Here is a 23,413-nt window from a genome sequence, read left to right as displayed (position 1 = left end):
GTGACAGAAGGGGCAGTCCGAGAGAGTCGGGATGTCGGAGAGCGGATGCGGTTGGCGCACCAACTAGCCGACTCGCCCGGAATGCGGTTTATGAAATGTGGGTATCAACGGAAGGAAGGGCTTCGTCGCACTTTCCTTCAAGCAGGTCGATCAGATGGCGGATGGCGGGACTGAGCCATTTTTTCTTGTGGTGAACGATTTGCGTGTAAAAAGTGATATCCGCGTGTGCAAAGGGGAGAGTGACCAGCTTGCGCTCGGACAGTTCGCGGGTGACGGTGATCCGGGGGACGAGCGCGATCCCGAGACCGTAGCTCACGCACTGTTTAATTGCTTCAAGGTTGCCGAATTCGTGAAGGATTTGATAGTTGATCCCGTGTTGGCCCAGCAAACGTTCCAAAGCCGCTCGGTAAGTGCAGCCCTGCTCGGTTACGATCAGGTATTGTCCGTTCAGATCCGAGACGCTGACATGCTTTAGGGCGTTCAAAGGATGTTCGGGATGGGCGACGAGGACAAGGGGCTCTTGCCGGACAATGACTGATTCCATATCCTCGTCGTTGATCGGCAGATCCATTAGAATGCCGATATCCAATTGGCCGGTACGAACGGCTTGTAGAATTGAGGGTTCTTTAAGCTCGTTCACCTGCAGGTTGATCCCGGGGTAGCTTTGCAGAAAACGATGGAAAAGAGGGGGAAGCAGGAATGCCATCAAAGACTCAATCGTGCCGATCTCGAGAATCCCCTTCGCTTGTCTGGCAATTGTCCGTTTCGAGTCGTCGTACAGCTGCAAAATGTGCGCAAATGTTTCCCGCAACTGTTCGCCGGCCGAAGTGAGCCGCATGGATCGGCCGTACCTTTCAAACAGAATGACGCCGTATTCATGCTCCAGCTTCTGAATTTGCGCGGTTATGCTGGATTGTACGTAGCCGAGGTTTTCCGCCGCTTTGGTGAAGCTTTGACAGCGTGCGACTTCCATAAAAGATTTCATATAATTTAAATCCACGCATATCAACGCTCCTTCGCAAACCGGTGTTGTTATTTCGAATAATATTGCCCTGCAACCAGAAGCGTTAGTAAATGCAGCCACGTTTTTTTGGAGGGGGGAAGGGGATCGTTCTCAAATGCTTTGGCATGATACTCCAAATCCCGTTCCAGCAGTTGCCGATCGCTTTCCAATATTTTATATGCCGTGTACTCGTGAAGCAACATCTTTATCGCCTCCCAAATTTTGTTGATAATCATCATATCAGCGCTTAGGGAGAACGAGTTAGTGAGATTTTTTCATAGCAACGATCGTTTTTTTCGATGGAAACGCCATCAAGAGGATTTTCTAGAAATGCAGATATCGCGAAACACAAAAAGCACGGACCTGATGATGTCCGCGCCTGTTGTGATGTATGAATGCTTGGGATTCTATCCCCGAAGCTTACCCAATTCGGATACGAGCGCTTCGACTTCGCTGATGCTGAAACGTTCTTTGGAATTAATCATGTCGTAGATGTCTTTCAAGTCTTCGTATTTGTCGACGTTGAAGCCGGAAGCCTGCATTGCGGAGCCAGTGGCCATGCGCAGCTTTGTTTTAATCGCTTCGATCATATATTCTACATTTTCTTGCGTCGGTTGGTTCAAATCCATCGGTTTCTTCCTCTCTGGCGTAAGTGGGATGCTGATATTGTACCATAGGAACGGACAGTACGTGCAGAGGTGGAATTCCGCTTGCCGGAGTGGTAACCTGAAAGAAGGATGTCGGAGGATGGGAGAGGGTCACATGATCGACTGCAAGCCGGATAAGGCTGACCGCGTCGATGCCGCCGGATTGCAGGCGTTCGTAAGCCGAATCGTCTCCGATCATGAGGGAAAAGAAATCATCTACTTGTGCATCGGAACGGATCGGTCGACGGGGGACAGTCTCGGTCCTTTGGTCGGCTCGCTGTTAGAGGAACGCGGCGTTGCAGGAGTCATGGGAACGCTAAGAATCCCGTGCGATGCGAATACACTGCCGCGACTTGCCAAGACGCTTCCGGACGATGCGATCATTGTCGCAATCGACGCCTGTCTGGGGCGTGCGGAAAGCGTGGGTTTGTTTCTAGCGAGTCGCGGACCGCTCGTTCCGGCCCGTTCGGTGAACGGGGGTTTTGGCGCTATTGGGACGTATAGCATTGCCGGTGTCGTGAACGAGAACAGTCTGAAGCCGTACTGGACGTTACAATCCACGTCGTTGTACCGCGTAATGCGAATGGCTGGAGAAATCGCCGATGCGATTGCAAGCGCAGTGGCAAGACAGGCTTCGCAGTATTTTAAATCGAACGCTGAAAGGATGGGCGCTTATGAATAGAAAACAGCTTTCTACCGGAATCGTCGTTGCTTACGAGGAAGCGGGCGTAGGGGAGCCGATCGTCCTGCTTCACGGCTTCTGCGGAAGTCGCCTTTACTGGGAGGAAACGCTCCCTTATATCGCTGAATACGGACGAGTAATCGCTCCCGACTTGAGAGGACATGGGAGCTCCGCAGCCGCCGGGGCGGAAGATCGTTATGGGATGGAGAACTTGGCCGACGATGTCGCAGCTTTGATGGACGAGCTGAATGTGGCGAAGATTAGCTTGTTCGGACATTCGCTGGGCGGCTATGCGGCGTTGGCGTTTGCCGAGAAGTACCCGGAGCGCTTGAACGCGCTTGGCTTGGTGCATTCGACCGCTTTTCCGGATGGAGAACAAGCGAAGGAAAACCGGCTCAAGGCAGTCGAAACGATCCGTTCGCAAGGAGTGGCGCCGTTCGTCGACGGCCTCGTACCGAAACTGTTTGCCCCTCAGCATCGGGATAGCAGGCCGGAATGGGTTGGGAAGGCGAAGGAAATCGGCTATGAGACGTCGGCGGAAGGCGCCGTAGGCTGCGCGCTCGGGATGAGGGCCAGACCCGATCGCGTGTCCGTTCTTGAGCGGCTGAAGCAGCCGGTGTTGCTGCTTGCAGGAGAAGCGGACGAGGTTATTCCTCCGGACAAAAGATTTCCGGTATCCGGCGACAATGTAACGGCCGTTACGTTGAAAGGCGTCGGACACATGGGCATGATGGAGGATCCGCAGGCGACGGCTGCGTGCATCGGGCGGTTCCTGGATCAAAATCGGGAGGGCTGACCGTGTTTGAAAGGGATTATTTGATTCGTTTGCTGACGCAGGCGGGTCTTGTGTTGGGAAAAGCAATGGGATTGAGACAGCAGCAGAAGCAGAAGGAGGCTCTCGATCTGATCGATGAGTTTCTCGGGCGAGAACTGCGCCTGCGCTCGCGGCTGGCGATGGGACTGAGCGACGAAGACCTGCTGTCGATGCTCTCGGTAACGGGAAGCCCGAACGCGGAATCGGTCGCCGTCGTCGCGGCGTTGCTGCAGCAGGAAGCGGATTTGCTGCACGATCTGGGAGAAACCGGCGAAAGCGTACCAAGATATGCGAAGGCGCTCCGGTTAAGCCTGTACATGCTGCGCCACGGCATGGAAGTGGAAGGCTGGGATGTCCGCGCCAGGGTGCTGGAGCTGCAAAAGGCATTGGAGCCTTACGAGCCGGATACGGAAACGATGAGAGCGATATGGCAATGGCATGAAGCCGAGGGCAGGCTGGCGGATGCGGAAAATACGCTTTACGAGCTTGCAGACAAACAAGCCGTGACGAAGGCGGAAGGCGACGAATTCTACGAGCGAATGGCCGCTTGCGATGATGGCGCTCTTAAAGCCGGAGAATTGACGAGGGAAGAACTGGAAGAAGGACGACGGCAATGGTCGGCGTTAATGAAGGAGAAATGACGGTGAACGGGAAAGTCGGTCATAAGGAATGGCTTGCGCTGTTAAAGGACGTCTCGGACGAAGGAAAGCTGCTGCAGGCCGTATTCAGCTCCCCAAGGCGCAAGGACGGGACGATTGCGCGCAAGGCGACGGTCAGGCCTGTCAAGCTTAAAAGCGGGCTGTGCTATCAGTTCGAACGGTTTGCAGACAACAAGGCATTCCATGAAAACGTGGACGCAAACGAGCTTGCAGATAAACTGGCGGCGGAGATGAACAGCTACAAACAGGCGCTGATCCAAACGACGGAAGCCGACGTTCAGGCTCTGGCGAACAAGAAAGGGGAGCTGACGCTGGTCGTCAGAGCGAAAGCTCCGGATCAAGCGGGCGGGAGCGCGAAGGCGGTTCCCCAAGAGCACAACCGGGACAAGCGGTACGTGTTACCCGAAGGCGAGCCGGTCCCGTTCCTGATTTCTTTGGGCGTCATGACGCCGGAAGGCAAAATTTTTAAAGCGAAGTATGACAAGTTCCGGCAAATCAACCGGTTTCTCGAGATGGTAGCCGATATCGCGCCGGAGCTGCCCAAGGACAAGCCGCTGCATATCGTGGACTTCGGTTGCGGAAAGTCGTATTTGACCTTCGCTCTCTATCATTATTTGGCCATCAAGCTGAAGCTGCCTGTGCGGATCTTCGGGCTGGACCTGAAGAAGGATGTCATCGAAGCTTGCGCGAAGCTGGCTTACGAGCTAGGCTGGCAGGATTTGACGTTCGCTGTGGGGGATATCTCGGCTTTCCGAGAGCGCAAGTCCGTCGATATGGTCGTTACGCTGCATGCTTGCGATACCGCTACGGACGCGGCGCTGCTCAAGGGGATCGAGTGGGGCGCCAGCGTTATTCTATCCGTTCCTTGTTGCCAGCACGAGCTGTTTCGGCAAATTTCCCAGCCGGTGCTGCAGCCTCTGCTGAAGCACGGAATTTTGAAAGAACGATTCGCAGCGCTCGCGACGGACGCGATTCGGGCCAATCTGCTCGAACTCGCCGGTTATCGCGCGCAACTGCTCGAATTCATCGACCTGGAGCATACGCCGAAAAACCTGCTGATTCGCGCTGTTAAAGACCATGGAAAACCCGATATGGAGCGTCTTCGCGCCGAATACGAGCGTTTCCGCGACTTTTTATCCGCTACTCCATTCATGGAAAGAGAAATTGCCAAGAGAGACTAAAGACTCATAAAAATAAGTAATAAAGTCCTTGAAAACAACCGAAAAATAGATAAAATAAAGTCTTTAGGTGGATATTTGGTTGTCGGAAAAAGCGGCGATATGTTAAAATCAAACATGTCTGTCGTATTTTTTTTTCAAGCTCCTTAAATGAAAAGGTGAATGCCTTGGGAATCCAATGGATTGATTTGATCCTTTTTCTAATCCTATTTCTTTTATTCGTCAGCGTAATCGCTGTCAATAGAATTACGACGACGCATAAAGTGTATTTGGCTTTTCACTTTATTATGATGCTATGGCCGCTCGGACAGTTCGCAGTCAAGCTGACGGACTTCCCGAGCGTCCAGCTGTTTTTCGTCAATTTGTCCTTCGTAGCTATGGGAATGCTTGGCCCGGGATGGCTAATCTTCGTATTATTCCTCACAGGCAGATCGGCCCCGCTGAAGAGCGGCCGTATTCTGTTGTACATCGCTCCCGCGGCGCTGTGTATTTTAGCCGCTATGTGGAATCCGCAGCATCTGTTTCTGGCTCCGGAAGCCGAAGGCTACACGCTTAGACAGTACGGTCCTCTGTTCTGGCTGCTAACGCTAATTCAATACGCCTACTTCTTCGTTGCTCTACTGAACATGTTTCATGCGTTAAAGACAGTAACGTCCATTAATCAACGCAAGCAGCTTGCGACCGCTCTTATCGGCATGTTTGTGCTGACGGGCCTCGGGCTGTTGGATATATTTATCAACGTTTTGTTGGCAGAGTGGTTGCCGGTCGTACCGGGATTGCTCGCGCTCGGCATATTGCTCTCCGATCTCTGTTTCGTAATTGCGATACATCGCTTCGGCATGTTTGATATTTTGAGCATGGCGCAGCGGGATATTTTCGAGCATATGGCGACCGGTGTCATCGTCGTAGACGAGGACGGCAAGGTGCTGGAGGTCAATCGCGTTGCAGCCCCTCTTGTGCAGGTGACGAAGGGCGACATGTTCGAAATGGAAAGGTTTTTGGCTCCTCTGCACGTGCAAGGGGAGGTCTACGAATTTCTGTACCGCTATAACTATCATCCTCACGAGAAGCTGCAGATGGAATTCTCGCTTCAGGATTCTTCGGGAAGACATGTTTCGATTCAAATCTCGCCCGTGCTGGACAGCCGGAAGACGTTGCTGGGAAAAATCATTACTTTCCATGACGTTTCGGAGCTTCGTAAGCTGGTCGTGGAGATGAACCGTAAAAACGAGGCGCTGCATGAGCGTAATTTGGAATTGATCGCGATACAGGACGAGTTGTTCCGCGCCAATCAGAAGCTGGAGCAGATGGCCGTCACGGACGGATTGACCGGCTGCTTTAACCGCAGATACTTGATGCAGCAGCTTGAGCATGAAGTGCTGCTGAATATGAGATACCAGATTCCGTTCTCCATTTTCCTGTTCGACATCGATCACTTCAAGCAGATCAACGACAAGTTTGGCCATCTTGTCGGTGACGAAGTGCTGCGAAGCACGGCGGAAACCGTTCGTTCCCTGCTGCGGAGAACGGACATTCTGGCCAGGTACGGAGGAGAGGAATTTACGGTATACTTGCCGCATACGAACCGGGAGCAGGCGGAGCTGCTCGCGGAGAAGATCATGCTCGCCGTCGGAGAGAATGAGGTGCAGTCGGGCCCGGACAAAGTAAGCGTAACGATCAGCATGGGCGTGCTGTCCGAATCCAGCGAGAACTTGCAATTCAACGACCCGAAGGAATATTTGCGGGAAGTGTTCGCGAGCGCGGACTCCGCTTTATATAAAGCGAAAGACGAGGGACGCAATCGCGTCGTTATGGCGCGTTAAGCTGGCAGGAAGGTGGTTGGGCGGAGATGAAGCAAACAGGAGAGAACAGGGCCGCATTATCCGATCTGGAGAGAGATTTGCTTCCCTTAAATGTGCTGCTGCACTGCCGGACCGTCGTAGAAGGCAAAAATTTTGTGACGACAGGCGTTATGACCCATGTGGAAGGAGAATTGTTCGAGGTCGAGCTTCCCGAGTTCGAACAGTTCGAGCTGGGAGAAACGGTCAAGCTTACCGTATACTCGCCTGCGGGAATTCAAACGATCCCCTCGATCGTTTTCGCCAAATACGAGGGAGCGATCGCGCTTCTGCAGCCTCCCGAGCTGCAAAAGAGATTTAAAGAAAGACGAGAGCATCCTCGGGTCGAGATCGAAGGCAGCGCGTTGATTGTCGGCGTTCTGAGCGATTCCGGCGAGGAGCGGGAAATCAAGGACGCTGCAAGTCTGAACATTCACGACATCAGCGTAGCCGGGATCAGCTTCTCGGGACCCGACGCGCCGCATTTTGCGACGAGGTCGAGACTGAGGGCGACGATCGAGATTGGAATTACCTTCGAATGCGAGCTGGAGATCGTACGACGCGAACGGCAGGAGGACCGGATGCACTGCGGCGCCAAAATGCACGTTCTCGAGCCGGAGATGCTGCGTCCTCTGCGCGCGCTTATTTTGCGCCAGCAGGTTCAGAAAAACGCGGACGTGCGTCGCAGTATGGGCAAGAAACGATAGAACGCCGGGATATTCGAGGAATTTTGCGAATATGGACGAGCCGATGGGAGGATGTCCGTTCAGCCGAATGCCGCTCCTGCATAGAATGGAGCTAAACGGCGAGAAAGGGGGATCATCCTAATGGCTATCCGCTATCCGCAGCCCCCGCTAAAGGATACTAAGCGCTCCAAAGTGCTATCGGCAAAAAAGGTACCCGAGCAAAAGCTGTCCGGCAAAAACACCGGTCAGACGTTTCCGCGGCTTACGGTGGTTTGGGTTCAAAGCAGCGGCGTTCCCTTTGACACAACGGGCTTTTTCGCCCGGATATACCGCGGCAGCGTGCTGGTAGATACGAACGATTTCGACCGGTACGGAGCAGTGCGGTTCAACCGCATTCGCACGCTGACGAATGTCGCGTATACGCTGCGCGTATATAGCGACAACGGGGTATTGTTCCGCACTCGCACGATTCCGGCAGGCGTGCAGACGTTTGCGATCATCGGATGATCGGCGTCGGAATTGCAGCATGAGAAAAGGTTGGGCAAGCCGAATTCGGCGCCCAACCTTTTTTTAGGGAAGATAGATTATTGAACAACGAGATAGCCGACCATCGGTCCGCCGGTCTGCGGATCTGCATGCGTCTGGCAGACGATGGAATAGATGCCGGCTTCCTTCGGGGTAAAGCTGACGACGGTCGTTTTGCCTTTGCTGATGCTGCCTTTAATGTCGAGGCCTTCGATCACGAACGGATGGGATTGACCGTTGATGCCGGAAATCCGCAGCTCGACCGGGACGCCTTTTTTGGCGACGACGGTACCGGGGTAGAACAGGTAGGTTTCCAGCTTTTTGCCGTCCGCTTGAGCCGTAAATTCCCCCGTTGTCATGTGCAGTACCTGCTTGGCCGCTTCGGCGCCCGCAGGAGCCATAGCCGGCTTCGTTTGCTGCCAGCCGATATAGGCGCCCGCCAGAATGACGACTGCCGCGATAACGGCGTACAACTGAATTTTCTTGCGGTTAAGGATAACGATTTTATTCATGCCGCTCTCTCCTCTTCAACTTTGTCCACCTATGGAAGTCTATGCGAAGGCCCGTCCGCTCATGACAAGCCTGCAACGTTTTTGCGGAAGCGCCGTATAACTGGAAGGAAGCCGTGAGCCTGTGCTAGAATGAAGACGGCTATCAGGCGAGGTCGGGTGTTTCTATCAATGGGGAAGAAAGCAGGTAGTGAACGATGATGGATACGCTGCACGAGTGGTTGTCGCAGTTGCTGGCTTGGGTCGAAAGCTTGGGGTATTGGGGCATTATTATCGGGTTGGCCATTGAAGTTATTCCGAGTGAAATCGTATTGGGGTATGCAGGTTATCTGGTCTATCAGGACATCATTTCGTTTCCGGTTGCCGTCATCTGCGGAACGATCGGCGCTATTTTGCAGCAATGGCTGCTCTATGCGATCGGCCGGTTCGGAGGAAGGCCGTTCGTGGACAAGTTCGGCAAATATTTGCACCTGAAGTCCAAGCATATCGATCTCGCGGAAAAATGGTTCGAGAAATACGGGCCGATGATCGTATTCACGGGCCGGTTCGTGCCGGTTATGCGTCAGGTCGTGTCGATTCCGGCCGGGATGGCGCGCATGAATTTGTGGAAGTTCACCTGGCTGACGGTGCTGGCTTCCATCCCGTGGTCGATTCTGTTCGTATGGCTGGGATCCTCGCTCGGCGAAAACTGGGAGAAGATCGACGAGAAAGCGGCTCCGTACGTGCAGCCGGTCATTTTGATCGCGATTGCGCTGCTTGTGGTCTTTTTCCTCGTTCAGTATTTGCGTAAGAGAGGCAAAAGCATCTAAAATAAAAGCATTACCGAATAAGAGAGGAGTTGGGCCGAATGAGTCAGTTGATCGCCAGCAAGTTACATAAAGGATTGTCGCCCAATCAGTTTATCGAGGGAATGACGAAAAACCGGGAGACGTTCGAATCCTGGCTGAATCGGTTTGAATGGCATACGGCGGAGCTTGAGGAGTTTTACGATTCCCTGAACAACAGGGACGACCTGCGCTGCATGATCATAGCGGCGGACTGGTGCGGCGACGTCGTGCGCAACGTGCCTGTCGTATTCAAAGCGATGGAGAAGGCGGGCATTCCGACGGAAGTGCTGATCATGGAGGAAAATCTCGATTTGATGGACCAGCATTTGACGATGGGCGGACGCGCGATTCCGGTCGTGCTGTTCATCGATACCGGCGGCCATCTGCTCGGCAAATGGGGGGCCCGTCCGAAATACGTGCAAGAAGTGATGACGGCGTTTAAGACGGAAAATACCGATCGCGAAGCGCCGGATTATCAGGAGAAGCTTAACGCGGCGAGACAGGAAATCGGGCGCCGTTACGGGGAAGACAACGCCTATCAGAAAGTCATTTTGGAGGAAATCCGCGACATTCTGTCCGGAGTGTGAGGAACGCCGTACAATGCTGACTTTTCAAAGATTCGCGCTTGGAGCGCTGCAGACGAATGCCTATGTAGTCGTTAACGAAGATAGAACCCGCGCGCTGATCATCGACCCGGGCACGGCGGACGGAGCGCTGATGCGCAAGCTGGACGGCCTGAAGGTGGAGGCGATTTTGCTGACGCACGCTCATTTCGATCATATCGGCGGAGTGGACCAGCTGCGCAAAAAATACGGCTGTCCGGTCTACTTGCATCCCGCGGAGCGGGATTGGCTGACCGACGCGGGCAAGAACGGCTCGGCGCGCTGGGCCGACGTCACTCCGCCGATCGCAACGGAGCCGGCCGAGCACGAGCTGGCCGACGGACAGAAGCTCGAACTGATCGGAACGACCTTCGAGGTGAGGCATACGCCGGGCCATTCGCCGGGCAGCGTCGGCTTCCTCGTCGGCGATCTGCTGTTCGCGGGAGACGCGCTGTTCCGCCGCTCCGTTGGACGGACCGATCTGCCCGGCGGCAATCAAGAGCAGCTATCCCGTTCGATCAGGGAGAAGCTGTATACGCTGCCGGACGATACGCTTGTCCTGCCGGGACATGGCCCGGAGACGACAATCGGGGAAGAGCGTCGAGAGAACCCTTATGTAAGGTAAATATCGAGACTTCTAGAAATTGTTATAAAAGGGCTTTACAAGAGGGCTAGCAATTTGTTATATTGAGCCTAGTTAAAGATCAAATAGAATATGAACGTACGCTGCGAAGAACGCATGCGATGGAGATCACTCTCTATCCGTGCGTTTTTTTTTATTTTCCAAAGGAGAGGGTGTTGGCATGAACAGGAAAAAACAAGCCGCAATCAGCTTGTCGGCAGCGGTGCTGTCGGGGGTGCTCGTCTACGGCGTGTACGTAGTGCAGCTAAGGCAGCTCGAGCTGCAGGAAATGACGGAGGTCGTCGTACCCAAGCAATTCATCGCTACGGGAACGAGGTTGGAGGAAGCGCATTTGACGACGGTGGCGATGCCGCGAACCGCGTTGTTGCCGGAGATGTTGACCGACGTGTCGGAAGCGGTCGGCTTGGAGGCGTCGATGCCGCTCGGAGGGCGAGAGCCGCTGCTGCGCTGGAAGATCGACAAGTATCGGCTGCTGCCCAGAGCAGGGCAATCGACGTTCCAGATTCCGCGGGAGTACGTTAAGTCGATCTCCAGCGGCATACGTGCGGGCGACGAAGCGGTCCTGTACTTGTCGGGCGAGGAGGCGGAGCCGCGTCGACTTTTTACCGAGGCCGTATCGGTCGCCGGGGTGAAGACCGCCGCCAATTTGGAGATCGATAATCCGAAAAACTCGAATCTGCTATCGATGGCTAACGGCGACCGGGAAGGCATGTACGCCTCCCGGCGCGACGCCAACGGCACGATCGATGCGATCAATTTGAACTTGACGGAGGCGCAATGGCTTGAGCTCGACGCCGCCTGCAGGGGCGGGACGGCCAAGCTGGTCATCGCGTTTCAGGCTTCGTCGATCCGGGAGGAGGCTCGCCCATGAGCGGCAGATTGGCGGCCTTCACGGGCTCGACGCCGAATATCGGCACATCGCTGACGGCATTCGGCACTGCCTATCGCATCGCGGCGCTAACCGGCCGCAATGTCGGATTTCTCTGTCTGAACTTGAAGAGTGCCAAGACGCATCTGTACTTGGGCGTCGACAAGCCGGACGTCACGCTGGACGGGGTGAGACCGGAGCTGAGAGCCGGGACGCTGACGGGGGAGAAGCTGAAAAGGTACGCTTTTCGCACGCCCAAGTCGGGCGGACTGCACGTCCTGTTCGGGAATCTGTCTCGCGATCAGGCGGAATATTACGAGCCGAACGATATGCGGCAGCTGCTTACGGCGTCGCGCGAGGCGTTCGATTTAACGATCGCGGATGTCAGCGCCTATTGGGATAACGCGGCGACGATTTGCGCCATGCGCGAGGCGGACGAGCGGTTTCTCGTTACGACAGGCAGCCTCAGCCATTTTCAAGAGGATATACAGCGTTGGGCCGGACAAATCGGTCCGCAGTTTGGAATGAGCCCGGAGCAGTTTCAACTGGTACTGCTGCGGAGCAATTATCGATCGACAGGGGGATTCGGAATGAAGGAAATTCGCAAAGAAACCGGATGCGCGCAGTTTACCGAGTTGAAGCTGCTAGAGAGCGTGCATCTGCAATTGGATAGCGGCAGGCTGGACGAATGGCTGTCCTCGGAGGAGAAGCACGCTGCGGCTTTCGACGCAATCGCCGAACCGCTGCTCGGTCGCCTGAACTGGTCGGCCCGTATGCAGAAAGCTAGCAGTCCCTGGATGCGCAGACTGATCATGCATAGGAGGAGAAAATCATGAGCGCGGGGCTTCGGACGAGGGTTAAACGGTTCTCTCCCGCCGCCTACGCCGCCGAGCTGCAAATTTCCAATTCGGCGACTGCTCCTGTCGCGAGCGAAGAGCGAGAAGCCTCAGGAGGCCTGACGAGGCTGCGAGCGTATACCGAAGAGGTGCGGCAGATGCTGTCGACGCCCCGAGGGTGGAGCGAGGAGGAGCGAAGACAATATGCGGAGAAGCTGAACCGAGCGATTATCGGATTTCCTCAGGAGCGGGCGGAGATGCTGGCGATTATCTCCGACTGGATTATTCGCAAGCGGCTGCAGCATGTCCAGTTCGGCAGCTTGCCGTATCCTACGCTGGCGGAAGCGCTGTTCGCCGAGGTAATTGGAATGAACGTTCTGGAGCTGGTGCTCAGCAACCGCGAAGGTTTGGAGGAGGTGCAGGTCGTCGGCACTCGCATTTTCGAGGTGCGGGACGGTCGGGCGACAGCTTCGGCGTTCCGGTTTCAAGAGGTAAGCGAGGTAGAGCGAATTCAACAAAATCTGGTGCTGTTCAACAACGACAGGATCAACCCGCGCAAGCGTTGGGCCGAGGTGCTGCTGCTCGACGGCTCGCGCGTCACGCTCACGGGCTTCGGCTTTACCGCGCAGCCGACGCTGACGATTCGGCTGTACACGGTTAAAAAGTTTAGCTTGGATACGCTGTGCCGGCCCGAATATCGCACGATGGACGAACGGGTTAAGCAGCTGCTGCTTATTATCGTTAGGAGCCGCTTTAATATGGTCGTGATCGGAGCGACGAACACGGGCAAAACGCATTTGATTAAAGCTTTAATTGCGGCAATGCCGGATGAAGAACGGATCGTAACGATAGAAGGACGCTACGAACTGATGCTGGGGCGGGACTTCCCGGACAAAAACGTCGTGGAGTACGAGGCGGAGGAGGACGACCCGCTGCACGGCCCGCGTCAGGCGTTTAAGCTGGCGCTTAGGCAGTCGCCGCAGCGGATCTGCCACGCGGAAATTCGCGACGAGGATGCAAACATCTACGTTCGCGCCTGTACCCGGGGGCACGAGGGCAGTATCACGTCCGTTCACGCTAGCGGCTTGGAGGATGTGCCCGATACGATAACCGATATGTGTATGCTCGACGGGCGAGGAATGAACCCGCTGACGATGACCCGGAGAATTACGGAGCATGTCACGCATATCGGATTCGAGATGAGAATGATCGGCGGCGTGCGCAGGCTGGTCAGAATCGGAGAGTTCGAATGGCGGGACGGGACGGTTCACGTCCGCGACCTCGTTCGCTATGAGGAAGGCGAGGATTGTTGGATTTTCCCCGACGAATTCTCTTCGAAGGGGCTTCGGAAAATTCAACGGGCCGATCCTGAAGGCTATCGGTTAATCGCGGACGGCTGGCCGAAGGAGGCGGCGTCTTGATAAAGCTCGCGATGATTGGTCTCGCCGCTTTGCTGTTTCTGCTTCTATCCGTCAGCCTGTATTTCGGCTTGTCGGCTTGGTGGAGCGGACAGTCGCGCAAACGAAGGCTGCGCGGAGGACGCGGCGCTCGCGGAACTCGCGGCGTTCACGTCGCTCACGGAATTCGCGGCGATGAAGAGATATCGACATTGCGCTGGCGCCGGTTGAGCAGACCGCATCGTCATCTGTCCGATCTGCTGCTGGCGCTCGGCTGGCGCATGTCGCCGGCGGGTTTTGCCGTCTGCTCGCTCGGAATGGGCCTCATGGGCATCGTCGCCGGAGCTCTAGCTTTCCAGTCCGTTCGCTCGGCGCTGATGCTGTTGCTCATGTTAAGCAGCATGCCGTATTTGGCGTTAAGAATGTCGCTGACGAACCGTCAGCTGTCGACTCGCCTGGAGTTTCTGCCAGCAGTGGAGCTGTTCTATCAAAGCTATCTCGTCACCGGATGCCGTCATATCCGTATCGCCCTGCAGAAGACGGTAGAGGAGCGAAGGCTGCCGGGCGAGGTGCAGGCGGTGTTCGACCAGCTTTACCGCAACCTGTCGGTCAAGGGCGACGACGAAGGCAGCCTGCGCCGGTTCTCGCTATCGTTCGGCAACATGTGGGCCGAATATTTCGGCAATATTTTGAAGATCGCCTTGGAGGAGGGCAACAATGTAGCGGATAACCTGCAAGAGCTGATCGCCGATATGCGCAAAGCCCAATTGGCTAACCAGGTCGAGCGGCATCGGATGCTTGAAATCCGCATGGCGAACTATACGCCGGTATTGTTTCTCGGTATTTTCATGGGCGTGAACTTTAAGCTGAATCCGTCCGGAAGCTATGAATATTACATCGTAGACGCCGCAGGAAGGGAGATGCTACTTAACGCAGGACTGCTTCTGTTCGGCTCGTTCATGATGGGGCTGTACCTATCCCGAAGGAAGCTATGAAGGGCACTTGCACTATAAGAAAAGGGGAAGCGCGATGTCGGAGTTCATGAAGTCGCTCACATTCGGATTAAGCTGGCTGCTGCAATTTTCGCTGGCGTTCGGCGGCATCTATGCGGCTGCCAGGGTGATTTTCGCCCCGAGGAATCGCTGGCGCATTCAACTGAAAGGCTGGCGCAAGCGCCGCGCTCCCCGCTGGTGGTATCAAATCTGGCGGGTTGACCGGGAAAGCGTAGCTCTGCAAGAGAGAAGAGTGCTGCTCGCAGGCTGCGGCATACGTTATTCGCCGGAATCGTATTTGGCGCTGCGCCGTTGTCTGCTGACCGCACTTCCAGCGCTCGGGTTGACGCTATACGCATTGCAGATGAACAAGCTGCTCTCTCCGCTGACGACATGGAATGCGATCTTCGTACTTGCGATTGCGACGTTTCTGCTAACGCTCGATCGTACGGCGCTGCACGCCTTTCGCCGTCACCGGACGGATCGAATTCGGCGGGAGATCGTCGCCGTCATTAGCCAGCTTTTGTATTACACAGGCTCTCGGATGCACCTTCACGGCAAGCTGATGAAATGCTTGTCTCTGACCCGTCACATTCGCAACGAGATGGGGCTGCTGTTGAACGAATGGTATCATGACGCGGACGCCGCCCTTAAGCGCTTCAAGGAACGGCTCGGCACGGATGAAGCCTACGGCTTCGCCGAGAGCATCCGTTCCCTCCGGCTGAATGAAAGCGATGAAATCTATGCTCTGATGAGAGAAATCGTAAGAGACTACAAGGCGCAGATCGAGCTGTCCAGACAAAGCCGCAAGGAGACGACTTCCTACCTGCTGTTCGTGCTTGCGGGGGTTCCGATTTTATACACGTTCCAAGTGTTTCTGTACCCCTGGGTGCAGGAAGCGGCCAAGCTGTTCGACGCGCTGAATCCATAGAAGGGAGGTGCCGCATGAGAAATATTTTGATCACTGTGATGATGCTGATCGTTGTCGCACTAATGTTCAATTCGATAATCGCGCAGGACAATACGGGAACGAAGGCTCGTATCGAAACGCATGGCGATACGGCCAATACGACGCTTGGCAATATGCAGCCCTAGCCGTGGCGTCGCTGGGCCGATCGTCGATGCTTCGGAAAGGAGATCTTAGATGAGACAGCTGCTTATGACGATGCTGTTAATTGTTACTGTGGCGCTGCTGTATATGTCATTTGCTCAGGGAGAAGACGGCGCCAACGCGAAAATTACGAATTCCGGCAGCCGGATCGCGGATCATCTATCCCGGATTAGTCCATGAAACAGCTGCTCGTATTCGTGCTGTTCGCCGCTTTGCTTTGCTGGCTGATGTTCTCTCCTATCTATAAGCATGTCCTTGTTATTCGTCAGGCTCTGCTGCAGCAGGAGGTCGATTACATGCTGGAGATCGGGGCGAGCGGCAAGTACGGCTATATCGACAGTTGGATGGTAGAGCAGTCGCGCAGCCGGTTGGCCGGATACGGCTTCTCTCCGTCCGTGCTGGAGTACGAAATCTATTCTACTTCGGGGGCGGACAGCGGCGATCCGACCAGCCCGCTGCCAAGAGGAACCGGACTCCAACTGCGCATTGCGTATCCATATGAAAATTTGCTCGATATCGACCGCCTGATCGGTCTCTCTCCGCCCTCGGAGCACGCCCGCATATCCGGCAGAGGGATGAAAATGAGCGAGTATGTTCCCGATTGATCGTCGATCGGAGCGGCTGCGAAAGGAGTGGGCAGAAGAATGGCCAAGCTCTTGTTCAGCGTGCTGATGATCGTCTTGTGGTGGATGCTTCACGCCTTGCAAATCGACGAGGAAGCGGCCATGAGAACCGTTCACGAAGCGAAGCGTGCGATCGACCGCGCGGCGCATGCCGCAGCACAGCAGTTGGATCGGGAGAAGCTGGAGCTGGGCATCGTCTCGATCGATCCGGATGTCGCAGCGCAGACGGCTAATCTGTATTTAAGCCGCAATCTGTCGCTGGATGCGAGCCTTGAGCCCCGGGCGGGAAGCTTTCTTCGCGATCCTGTCGAGGTCAGAGCATTCGAAATAATCAATGAAGGCGTCAGTTATCCGTATACGTATCGCAATCCGCAATACGATTACGAGGTCACGTTGAAACGTCCGGGCGTCGTGCTGATCGCCCACGTGAAGTATCCGCGCCTGTTCGGCGTGCTGGCGCCGGTCGAGTGGAACCTGAAGGGAGCCGCGGAGCTAGTATTCTAGCAAGGGAGCCTGATGCAGGGGGCTGTCCGGCTGGAACCTCGTATTCCGATTGACGGGAGGTCTCATCTTTGCTGTAATGAAATCAAGATGATGATGAATCCGACCGAAGGGGATAAGCCAACGATGAACAAGGTTCCGCCCAGCGGAGAATGGTCCGAACGCGTACATAGATTGCAGGCGAAGCTGGAGACGGCCGGGATGGCCGGCTGTCTGGTAACGCAAAATGTCGGCATTTATTATTTCACGGGCTCGATGCAGGCAGGATACGTATTCGTTCCGGCCGTCGGAGAGCCGACCTATTACGTTAGAAGAAGCGTGACGAGGGCGTTGGCGGAATCGCGAATCAGAACGACCGAGCTGCTGTCGTTCCGCGCGTTCGGCGAGCAGCTTAGCGCGGACTACCCGCAGAGCTTCGCCGGGACGGGGGAGGCAGGCGGGCAGCGCCCTCTTATCGGTTCCGATCTCGACGTGATGCCCGCCCAGCTCTATTTGAAGCTCGGAGAGGTTATATCCGGAGTTCGCATCGTCGACGCGTCGGGTTTGCTCAGATCCGTCCGCAGCGTAAAATCCGCATATGAGATCGATTGCATCTCCAATGCCGCAGAAGCCGTCGCGACCGCTTTGGAAGAGGGGCTGGCGGTGCTAAAGCCGGGAATGACGGAGCTGGAGCTGATGGCGGTCATCGAGAGCGGCATCCGTAGACGGGGACATAGCGGATTAATGCGGATGCGCGGGTACAATCAGGAAATTATGACGGGCATCGTCTCGGCGGGCGAAGCGGCCGCCGAGCCTTCTTATTTCGACGGTCCGGCTGGCGGGCGCGGACTGTCTCCGGCATCGCCGAAAAGCGTCAGCCTTCGCCCGATCGGCAGAGACGAGCCCATATTGCTTGATCTCGGCTGCTGCATCGACGGCTACGTTATCGACCAGACGCGCACAGCGGTCATCGGGGCGCTGAAGCCGGAGCTTGCGGCGGCTTACCGGGTATCGGAAGAGATCGTTCGCGCCACGGAACGGCTGCTGCGCCCGGGGACGACGCCGGAGCAGCTATACGTTCAAGCGCTCGAAATGGCGGAATCCGCAGGGCTGGCCGGCCACTTCATGGGTTATGGCAAAGATCAGGTGAAGTTTCTCGGTCACGGCATCGGCCTGGAGATCGACGAATGGCCCGTGCTGGCCAGAGGTTTCCGCGAGCCGTTGGAGCCGGGAATGACGCTGGCCGTGGAGCCTAAGTTTACTTTTCCCGGACAGGGCGTCGTCGGCATCGAGAATACGTATCTGATTACCGTGGAAGGCTGCCGGACGTTGACTGTATCTCCGGAAAAACTGTATGAATATTTTGGCGCTAATGACGATTGCGGTTAAAGGGGCGAACGCGGCAAAGCCTTAGATTTTCTCCTCCCCGGAATGACAGTGTTTGCATAAGGTTATGCTTTTCTAGTAGGATAGTAGTATTCCGGGAGAGTAGGGGAGGGGAATCGGCATGCTGCAACTGGGAGAAAGAATCGTCATCGTGGATGACCGGTTTGAGCAGAATTTGCCTGTGGGCGAATATGGCTACATCATCGCCTATGATCGCAATAACGATAGCGCATTCGATTATATTATTCGCGTGCCTAAAGCCAATAGACAATTTTACGTTCCAGGCTCGGATATCGAACTGGAGAGAACGCTGCTGGAGCTTGAGGCCGACCGGATCGAGAAGGAAGCTCTGATCGATTTTGCTTTGTCGACGCGCAACGAAGAGCTGTTCAATAGAATTATGAATGTCGAACGCACGGATGAGCAGCCTTCTGACGACGATGCGAGCAAAGAAGTGCTCAGCCGCGAGGAGTTCATTCGCCAGGTGAACCTGAAGGCTTGGATTTAAGCGAGCGCGAACGCGAAAACATCGGACAAAACGGTCTGAGGGCCGTATTTGTCCGATGTTTTTTTGCTTGACGGATTAGGGCGTGTATGCAAACCCGCTCAGAGGTATCTTTCACCGCCTTTTCGCCCCCTGCTTCGGCAAAATCTACTATCCTCGGAGTATACATACACGCCCTAGCCGACTGTCGCCGGAGTTGCGAGTGGTACCGGAGCAGCTCTGCCGAACAGGAAGCCTTGGAATAACGGTACGCCCGCCCGTTTCAAGTAAAGCCATTCCTCGGGACGCTCTATCCCTTCCGCCAGCACAACGCCGTGAAAACGCGCCGTTCGCTCCAGCAGACGGTCGATATAGCGCTGTTTGTCCGGATCTTCGTCGCAGTGGCTGACCCATTTTCGGTCCATTTTTACGTAGTCGGGCCGCAGTCGTTCAACGACGTCCAGCGTCGCAAATCCCGTTCCCACATCGTCCAGGGCAAGCCGGACGCCTTCTTGCCGATAGATGTCGAATACGGCGGGCAGCCCTGGATCGTCCAGCGGCTCCGATTCCATGACTTCGAACACGCAGTCCCCGGGGTCCGTACCCGTTTCTCGGATGGTGTCGAATGTACATTTCAAACAGGTCTCGGGCCGGTATAGGGACGAGGGGAGAAAGTTAACGAATCGTTTCACGCCCTGGGACAGATGCGCGGCTCCGACTCGGACGGCGAGCTTCCTCGCCGCCCGGTCCAGGAACGAATGCTGGCCGATTTTTCTCGCGCTCTCGAACAGTCCGGAGGGCTGGAAAGGGGCTTGCTCCGGCAGCGGACGCGTCAGAAATTCATATCCGGCGACCGACCCGTCCAGTCCGACGATCGGTTGAAGATAGACAGTGAAATGGCGGTGCAAAATATAGTCGGCAACGCTCACGCCGCCAACTTCTCCGAACAGCTCCGCAAGCGATACCCAAGCGTCATCGGCCGGCTCGTCATCCGCAGCGGGATCGTCTTGTTCCGTTGCGAAGCGGATTCTGCACTGAACCGATCCCGCCTCGGCAGCGGGGAAATGCCGCTGGAGCTTGCTCATAAGCCGGAGCAGCTGATTATGCTCCGCGTACTGCAGTTCCAGTCGCTCGGGCATCGTCTCTTCCGGGGCTGCCAGCTCAGCGATCGCTTGCTGCAGGCGCTCGCGCATATTCGGTGCTTCGGCGGCGAATTCCACCGTCCCGGCATCTCTAAGCGGGAAGGAAGAGAACGCCCGATGATAGCGAGACATAGTGAATCCCCCTTTTCATTGAGTTCCCTTAGTTTGTCCGATATAATAAAAAGAATGAGCGAAAATGCGGAAATAAGGAGGGTTTTGACAAGATGAGCATTACAATCAAAGACGTCGAGCATGTCGCCAACCTGGCCCGTCTCGATCTGTCCGACGCCGAGAAGGAACAGTTCGCGGGACAGCTTAACGCGATTCTTACATATGCAGAGAAGCTGAACCAGCTGGATACGGACGGCATCGAGCCGACGAGCCACGTTCTGCCTCTGGCCAACGTGATGAGAGAAGATGAAGTCAAGAGTTCTTGGCCGGTGGAGAAGGTGCTGCGCAACGCGCCGGAAGAAGAAGACGGCCAATTCAGAGTGCCAGCTGTTCTGGAATAGAGACAAGGAGGAGCAAAAAGATGTCGGTTTTCGACTTAAGACTGACCGAATTACATAATCGTCTTCAACATAAACAATTATCCGTTTCCGAGCTCGTTGAAACTTCCTTTAAGCGAATCGGCGAGACGGACGGCGAGATCGGCGCGTTCCTGACGTTAAACGAAGAGGGCGCGCGCAAGCAAGCTCAAGCGTTGGATTCTTTGCTGGCCGAAGGCGGGGAGCGCGGATTGCTGTTCGGAGTTCCCGCGGGCATCAAGGACAATATTGTGACGGAGGGACTTCGCACCACCTGCGGCAGCAAATTCCTGGACAATCACGATCCGATCTACGATGCAACGGTCGTTACGAAGCTGAATTCGGCGCAAACGGTGACGATCGGCAAGCTGAACATGGACGAATTCGCGATGGGCGGTTCGAATGAGAACTCCGCTTATCGCGCCGTGCGCAATCCGTGGAACCTGGAACGCGTTCCGGGCGGCTCCAGCGGCGGCTCGGCGGCTTCGGTCGCGGCGGGCCAAGTGTATTTCTCACTCGGCTCCGATACCGGCGGCTCGATTCGTCAGCCGGCCGCTTACTGCGGCGTTGTCGGCCTGAAGCCGACTTACGGTCTCGTCTCGCGGTTCGGCCTGGTGGCATTCGCCTCCTCGCTCGACCAGATCGGGCCAATCACGAAGAACGTCGAGGATTCCGCCTACGTGCTGCAAGCGATCGCCGGACACGACGGCAGAGATTCGACTTCCGCCAACGTCGACATCCCGGACTATTTGTCCGCGCTGACGGGCGACGTCAAAGGACTTCGCATCGGCGTGCCGAAGGAATATCTCGGCGCAGGCATCGATCCGCAAGTAAAGGAGCGCGTACAGGAAGCGCTCAAGGTGTTCGAATCGCTTGGCGCCGTATGGGAGGAAATCTCGCTTCCGCACACGGAATACGCCATAGCTACGTATTATTTGCTAGCTTCCTCGGAGGCTTCCTCCAATCTGGCTCGTTTCGACGGCGTCCGTTACGGCGTCCGCGCCGACAACCCGGCCAACCTGCTCGACCTGTATCGCCGTTCGCGCAGCGAAGGCTTCGGGCCGGAAGTGAAAAGAAGAATCATGTTAGGTACCTATGCGCTTAGCTCGGGCTATTATGACGCTTATTATAAGAAAGCCCAGCAAGTGCGCACATTGATCAAGCGCGATTTCGATCAAGCGTTCGAGAAGTACGACTTGATCATCGGGCCGACGGCGCCTACGACAGCCTTTAAGCTCGGCGAGCAGGTGAACGATCCGCTAACGATGTACTTGAACGATATTTGTACGATCCCTGTCAGCTTGGCGGGAGTGCCGGCGATCAGCGTCCCTTGCGGACTGGCCGAAGGGCTTCCTGTCGGTCTGCAAATTATCGGCAAGCCGTTCGACGAATCGACGGTATTGCGCGCCGCGCACGCATACGAAAGCCAAGCCGGGTTCAGCGATTTGCGTCCGGCGCTGTCTTAGGAGGGTCTAACCATGTCTAAATACGAAACGGTCATCGGTCTCGAGGTCCACGTCGAGCTGCACACGAAATCGAAAATTTTCTGCGGCTGCTCGACTTCCTTCGGAGCGCCGCCTAATACGCATACTTGTCCGGTATGTCTCGGCCATCCCGGCGTTCTTCCCGTACTTAACCGCCAAGCGGTGGAATACGCGATGAAAGCGGCGATGGCGATTAATTGCGAGATCGCGGAATGGTGCAAATTCGATCGCAAAAACTATTTTTACCCGGATTCGCCGAAGGCGTATCAGATTTCCCAGTACGACCAACCGGTCGGACAGAACGGCTGGATCGACATCGAAGTGAACGGCAAGACGAAGCGGATCGGCATCACTCGCCTGCATCTGGAAGAGGATGCGGGCAAGCTGACGCATATCGACGGCGGCCTCGGCTCGCTCGTCGATTTGAACCGCGTCGGCACGCCGCTCGTTGAGATCGTCTCGGAGCCGGATATCCGTTCCCCGGAAGAAGCGAAGGCGTATCTGGAGAAGCTGCGGGCAATTATGCAGTACTGCGACGTGTCCGACGTCAAGATGGAGGAAGGCAGCCTGCGCTGCGATGCCAACATCAGTATCCGTCCATATGGACAGGAGAAGTTCGGAACTCGCGCGGAGCTGAAAAATATGAACTCCTTCCGCGGCGTTCAGCGCGGCCTGGAGTACGAGGAGCTGCGTCAGGCGGACATTCTCGACGGCGGCGGAGAAGTGGTGCAGGAGACGCGGCGCTGGGATGAAAGTCAAGGCAAAACGTTCAGCATGCGCGGTAAAGAAGAAGCGCATGATTATCGCTACTTCCCGGACCCGGACCTTGTGCGTCTTCATATCGACGACGAGTGGAAGGCGCGGGTGCGCGCTTCGATTCCGGAGCTTCCGGATGCGCGTCAAGCGCGTTATATCGAGCAATATGGCCTGTCGTCCTACGACGCCGGCGTGTTGACGGCATGGATGAAGCTTTCCGATTTCTTCGAGGAGAGCCTTAAGCATACGAGCGATGCCAAGGCGTCGGCCAACTGGATTATGGGCGACTTGCTCGGCTATTTGAACGCGAACAATTTGGAGCTGGACGGCGTCCAAATTACGGGCCAAGGCTTAGGCGAGATGATTCAGCTGATCGAGAAAGGCACAATCAGCACGAAAATCGCCAAAACCGTGTTCAAGAGCATGCTGGAGACAGGGAAATCCCCGCAGAAGATCGTGGAGGAGCAGGGCTTGGTGCAGATCAGCGACGAGGGCGCGATACTGGCGATCGTCGACGCGATTATCGCCGCCAACCCGCAATCCGTAGAAGATTTCCGTGGCGGCAAGGACAAGGCGATCGGGTTCCTCGTCGGGCAGATTATGAAAGAGACGAAGGGCAAAGCCAATCCGGGCCTCGTCAACAAGCTGCTGATGGATCGTTTGAAGGGCTAGTTAATGTTAAAATCAACGGCAACTCCGCGTTAGAGCGGGCTT

At 55.7% G+C, this 23,413-nt stretch carries 29 protein-coding genes; 24 read left to right on the top strand and 5 right to left on the bottom strand.

The genetic code is table 11. The features are described 5' to 3' along the window. Positions 1-88: 88 nt before the first annotated feature. From DFP98_RS33170 to DFP98_RS33165, 3 genes are all read right to left on the bottom strand, one after another. The gene (locus DFP98_RS33170) at positions 89-1,000 is read right to left on the bottom strand and encodes a LysR family transcriptional regulator (RefSeq protein WP_116064920.1); all 912 of its coding nucleotides are present in this window, start codon (positions 998-1,000) and stop codon (positions 89-91) included. 32 nt (positions 1,001-1,032) lie between these two features. After that, positions 1,033-1,206: a hypothetical protein gene (locus DFP98_RS39355; protein WP_181918101.1), complete on the bottom strand. Its 174-nt coding sequence runs from the start codon at positions 1,204-1,206 to the stop codon at positions 1,033-1,035. Positions 1,207-1,410: 204 nt separating this feature from the next. After that, positions 1,411-1,632, bottom strand: coding sequence for a DUF1128 domain-containing protein (locus DFP98_RS33165; RefSeq protein WP_116064919.1), 222 nt, complete (start codon positions 1,630-1,632; stop codon positions 1,411-1,413). Between the two features lie 118 nt (positions 1,633-1,750). Between DFP98_RS33165 and yyaC the strand changes: the two genes are divergently transcribed. The 7 genes from yyaC to DFP98_RS33130 all read left to right on the top strand — a co-directional run bounded on the left by yyaC (position 1,751) and on the right by DFP98_RS33130 (position 8,014). Next, positions 1,751-2,332 (top strand): spore protease YyaC, encoded by a 582-nt coding sequence (gene yyaC, locus DFP98_RS33160; RefSeq protein ID WP_116064918.1) that lies wholly within the window; start codon positions 1,751-1,753, stop codon positions 2,330-2,332. Then, complete coding sequence (locus DFP98_RS33155) at positions 2,325-3,128, top strand: alpha/beta fold hydrolase (RefSeq protein WP_116064917.1); 804 nt, start codon at positions 2,325-2,327, stop codon at positions 3,126-3,128. Before yyaC ends, DFP98_RS33155 begins: the two co-directional genes overlap by 8 nt. Positions 3,129-3,130: 2 nt before the next feature. After that, the gene (locus DFP98_RS33150; protein ID WP_116064916.1) at positions 3,131-3,787 is read left to right on the top strand and encodes a DUF6483 family protein; all 657 of its coding nucleotides are present in this window, start codon (positions 3,131-3,133) and stop codon (positions 3,785-3,787) included. Continuing rightward, the gene (locus DFP98_RS33145) at positions 3,784-4,986 is read left to right on the top strand and encodes a class I SAM-dependent methyltransferase (protein ID WP_116064965.1); all 1,203 of its coding nucleotides are present in this window, start codon (positions 3,784-3,786) and stop codon (positions 4,984-4,986) included. The genes DFP98_RS33150 and DFP98_RS33145 overlap by 4 nt, the downstream gene beginning before the upstream one ends. Before the next feature lie 164 nt (positions 4,987-5,150). Then, positions 5,151-6,806 carry a histidine kinase N-terminal 7TM domain-containing diguanylate cyclase gene (locus DFP98_RS33140; RefSeq protein WP_246016977.1) on the top strand — a complete coding sequence of 552 codons (1,656 nt, stop codon included), beginning with the start codon at positions 5,151-5,153 and terminating at the stop codon, positions 6,804-6,806. A gap of 26 nt (positions 6,807-6,832) precedes the next feature. Next, complete coding sequence (locus DFP98_RS33135) at positions 6,833-7,528, top strand: PilZ domain-containing protein (protein WP_116064915.1); 696 nt, start codon at positions 6,833-6,835, stop codon at positions 7,526-7,528. Between the two features lie 120 nt (positions 7,529-7,648). Then, the gene (locus tag DFP98_RS33130; RefSeq protein WP_116064914.1) at positions 7,649-8,014 is read left to right on the top strand and encodes a hypothetical protein; all 366 of its coding nucleotides are present in this window, start codon (positions 7,649-7,651) and stop codon (positions 8,012-8,014) included. A 77-nt stretch (positions 8,015-8,091) separates the two neighbouring features. Here DFP98_RS33130 and DFP98_RS33125 read toward each other — a convergent pair whose 3' ends face one another. Beyond that, complete coding sequence (locus DFP98_RS33125; RefSeq protein ID WP_116064913.1) at positions 8,092-8,544, bottom strand: cupredoxin domain-containing protein; 453 nt, start codon at positions 8,542-8,544, stop codon at positions 8,092-8,094. 197 nt (positions 8,545-8,741) lie between these two features. Here DFP98_RS33125 and uptA point away from each other — a divergent pair, with 197 nt between their 5' ends. From uptA to DFP98_RS33065, 14 genes are all read left to right on the top strand, one after another. Then, positions 8,742-9,350, top strand: coding sequence for an undecaprenyl phosphate transporter UptA (gene uptA / locus DFP98_RS33120; RefSeq protein WP_181918107.1), 609 nt, complete (start codon positions 8,742-8,744; stop codon positions 9,348-9,350). A 38-nt stretch (positions 9,351-9,388) separates the two neighbouring features. Further along, the gene (locus tag DFP98_RS33115; protein ID WP_116064911.1) at positions 9,389-9,955 is read left to right on the top strand and encodes a thioredoxin family protein; all 567 of its coding nucleotides are present in this window, start codon (positions 9,389-9,391) and stop codon (positions 9,953-9,955) included. 13 nt (positions 9,956-9,968) lie between these two features. After that, entirely contained in the window at positions 9,969-10,595 is a 627-nt protein-coding gene (locus DFP98_RS33110; RefSeq protein ID WP_116064910.1) for an MBL fold metallo-hydrolase, read from the top strand. 178 nt (positions 10,596-10,773) lie between these two features. Then, complete coding sequence (locus tag DFP98_RS33105; protein ID WP_116064909.1) at positions 10,774-11,484, top strand: SAF domain-containing protein; 711 nt, start codon at positions 10,774-10,776, stop codon at positions 11,482-11,484. After that, the gene (locus DFP98_RS33100; protein ID WP_116064908.1) at positions 11,481-12,317 is read left to right on the top strand and encodes a CpaE/TadZ family protein; all 837 of its coding nucleotides are present in this window, start codon (positions 11,481-11,483) and stop codon (positions 12,315-12,317) included. The genes DFP98_RS33105 and DFP98_RS33100 overlap by 4 nt, the downstream gene beginning before the upstream one ends. After that, positions 12,314-13,738, top strand: coding sequence for an ATPase, T2SS/T4P/T4SS family (locus DFP98_RS33095; RefSeq protein ID WP_116064907.1), 1,425 nt, complete (start codon positions 12,314-12,316; stop codon positions 13,736-13,738). Before DFP98_RS33100 ends, DFP98_RS33095 begins: the two co-directional genes overlap by 4 nt. Beyond that, entirely contained in the window at positions 13,735-14,709 is a 975-nt protein-coding gene (locus DFP98_RS33090) for a hypothetical protein (protein ID WP_246016967.1), read from the top strand. Before DFP98_RS33095 ends, DFP98_RS33090 begins: the two co-directional genes overlap by 4 nt. Before the next feature lie 34 nt (positions 14,710-14,743). Continuing rightward, complete coding sequence (locus tag DFP98_RS33085) at positions 14,744-15,637, top strand: hypothetical protein (RefSeq protein ID WP_116064906.1); 894 nt, start codon at positions 14,744-14,746, stop codon at positions 15,635-15,637. 14 nt (positions 15,638-15,651) lie between these two features. Next, positions 15,652-15,801 (top strand): hypothetical protein, encoded by a 150-nt coding sequence (locus DFP98_RS39350; protein ID WP_181918100.1) that lies wholly within the window; start codon positions 15,652-15,654, stop codon positions 15,799-15,801. Positions 15,802-15,850: 49 nt separating this feature from the next. After that, positions 15,851-15,997, top strand: a complete 147-nt coding sequence (locus DFP98_RS39345; RefSeq protein WP_181918099.1) for a hypothetical protein — start codon at positions 15,851-15,853, stop codon at positions 15,995-15,997. Continuing rightward, positions 15,994-16,422, top strand: a complete 429-nt coding sequence (locus DFP98_RS33080) for a hypothetical protein (protein ID WP_116064905.1) — start codon at positions 15,994-15,996, stop codon at positions 16,420-16,422. Before DFP98_RS39345 ends, DFP98_RS33080 begins: the two co-directional genes overlap by 4 nt. 39 nt (positions 16,423-16,461) lie before the next feature. Further along, positions 16,462-16,944, top strand: coding sequence for a hypothetical protein (locus DFP98_RS33075; protein WP_116064904.1), 483 nt, complete (start codon positions 16,462-16,464; stop codon positions 16,942-16,944). Between the two features lie 123 nt (positions 16,945-17,067). Beyond that, entirely contained in the window at positions 17,068-18,309 is a 1,242-nt protein-coding gene (locus DFP98_RS33070; RefSeq protein ID WP_116064962.1) for a M24 family metallopeptidase, read from the top strand. Positions 18,310-18,427: 118 nt separating this feature from the next. Next, entirely contained in the window at positions 18,428-18,814 is a 387-nt protein-coding gene (locus tag DFP98_RS33065) for an ATPase (protein WP_116064903.1), read from the top strand. A gap of 173 nt (positions 18,815-18,987) precedes the next feature. Here DFP98_RS33065 and DFP98_RS33060 read toward each other — a convergent pair whose 3' ends face one another. Further along, on the bottom strand, positions 18,988-20,064 hold the full coding sequence (locus DFP98_RS33060) for an EAL domain-containing protein (protein WP_116064902.1): 1,077 nt from the start codon (positions 20,062-20,064) through the stop codon (positions 18,988-18,990). Positions 20,065-20,156: 92 nt separating this feature from the next. Here DFP98_RS33060 and gatC point away from each other — a divergent pair, with 92 nt between their 5' ends. The 3 genes from gatC to gatB are packed head-to-tail and all read left to right on the top strand — an operon-like array spanning position 20,157 to position 23,371. Beyond that, a complete protein-coding gene (gatC, locus tag DFP98_RS33055; RefSeq protein ID WP_116064901.1) occupies positions 20,157-20,444 on the top strand; it encodes an Asp-tRNA(Asn)/Glu-tRNA(Gln) amidotransferase subunit GatC in 288 nt (95 codons plus the stop codon). Between the two features lie 20 nt (positions 20,445-20,464). Next, complete coding sequence (gene gatA / locus DFP98_RS33050) at positions 20,465-21,925, top strand: Asp-tRNA(Asn)/Glu-tRNA(Gln) amidotransferase subunit GatA (protein ID WP_116064900.1); 1,461 nt, start codon at positions 20,465-20,467, stop codon at positions 21,923-21,925. A gap of 12 nt (positions 21,926-21,937) precedes the next feature. Then, positions 21,938-23,371 carry an Asp-tRNA(Asn)/Glu-tRNA(Gln) amidotransferase subunit GatB gene (gene gatB, locus DFP98_RS33045; RefSeq protein ID WP_116064899.1) on the top strand — a complete coding sequence of 478 codons (1,434 nt, stop codon included), beginning with the start codon at positions 21,938-21,940 and terminating at the stop codon, positions 23,369-23,371. Positions 23,372-23,413 lie beyond the last annotated feature (42 nt).

Origin of the sequence: Cohnella phaseoli, assembly GCF_003386235.1 — a bacterium.
In the GTDB taxonomy this organism is placed as follows: domain Bacteria; phylum Bacillota; class Bacilli; order Paenibacillales; family Paenibacillaceae; genus Cohnella; species Cohnella phaseoli.
The sequence above is the reverse complement of the archived record's forward strand: the minus strand, read 5'-3'. Positions and strand labels throughout refer to the sequence as shown.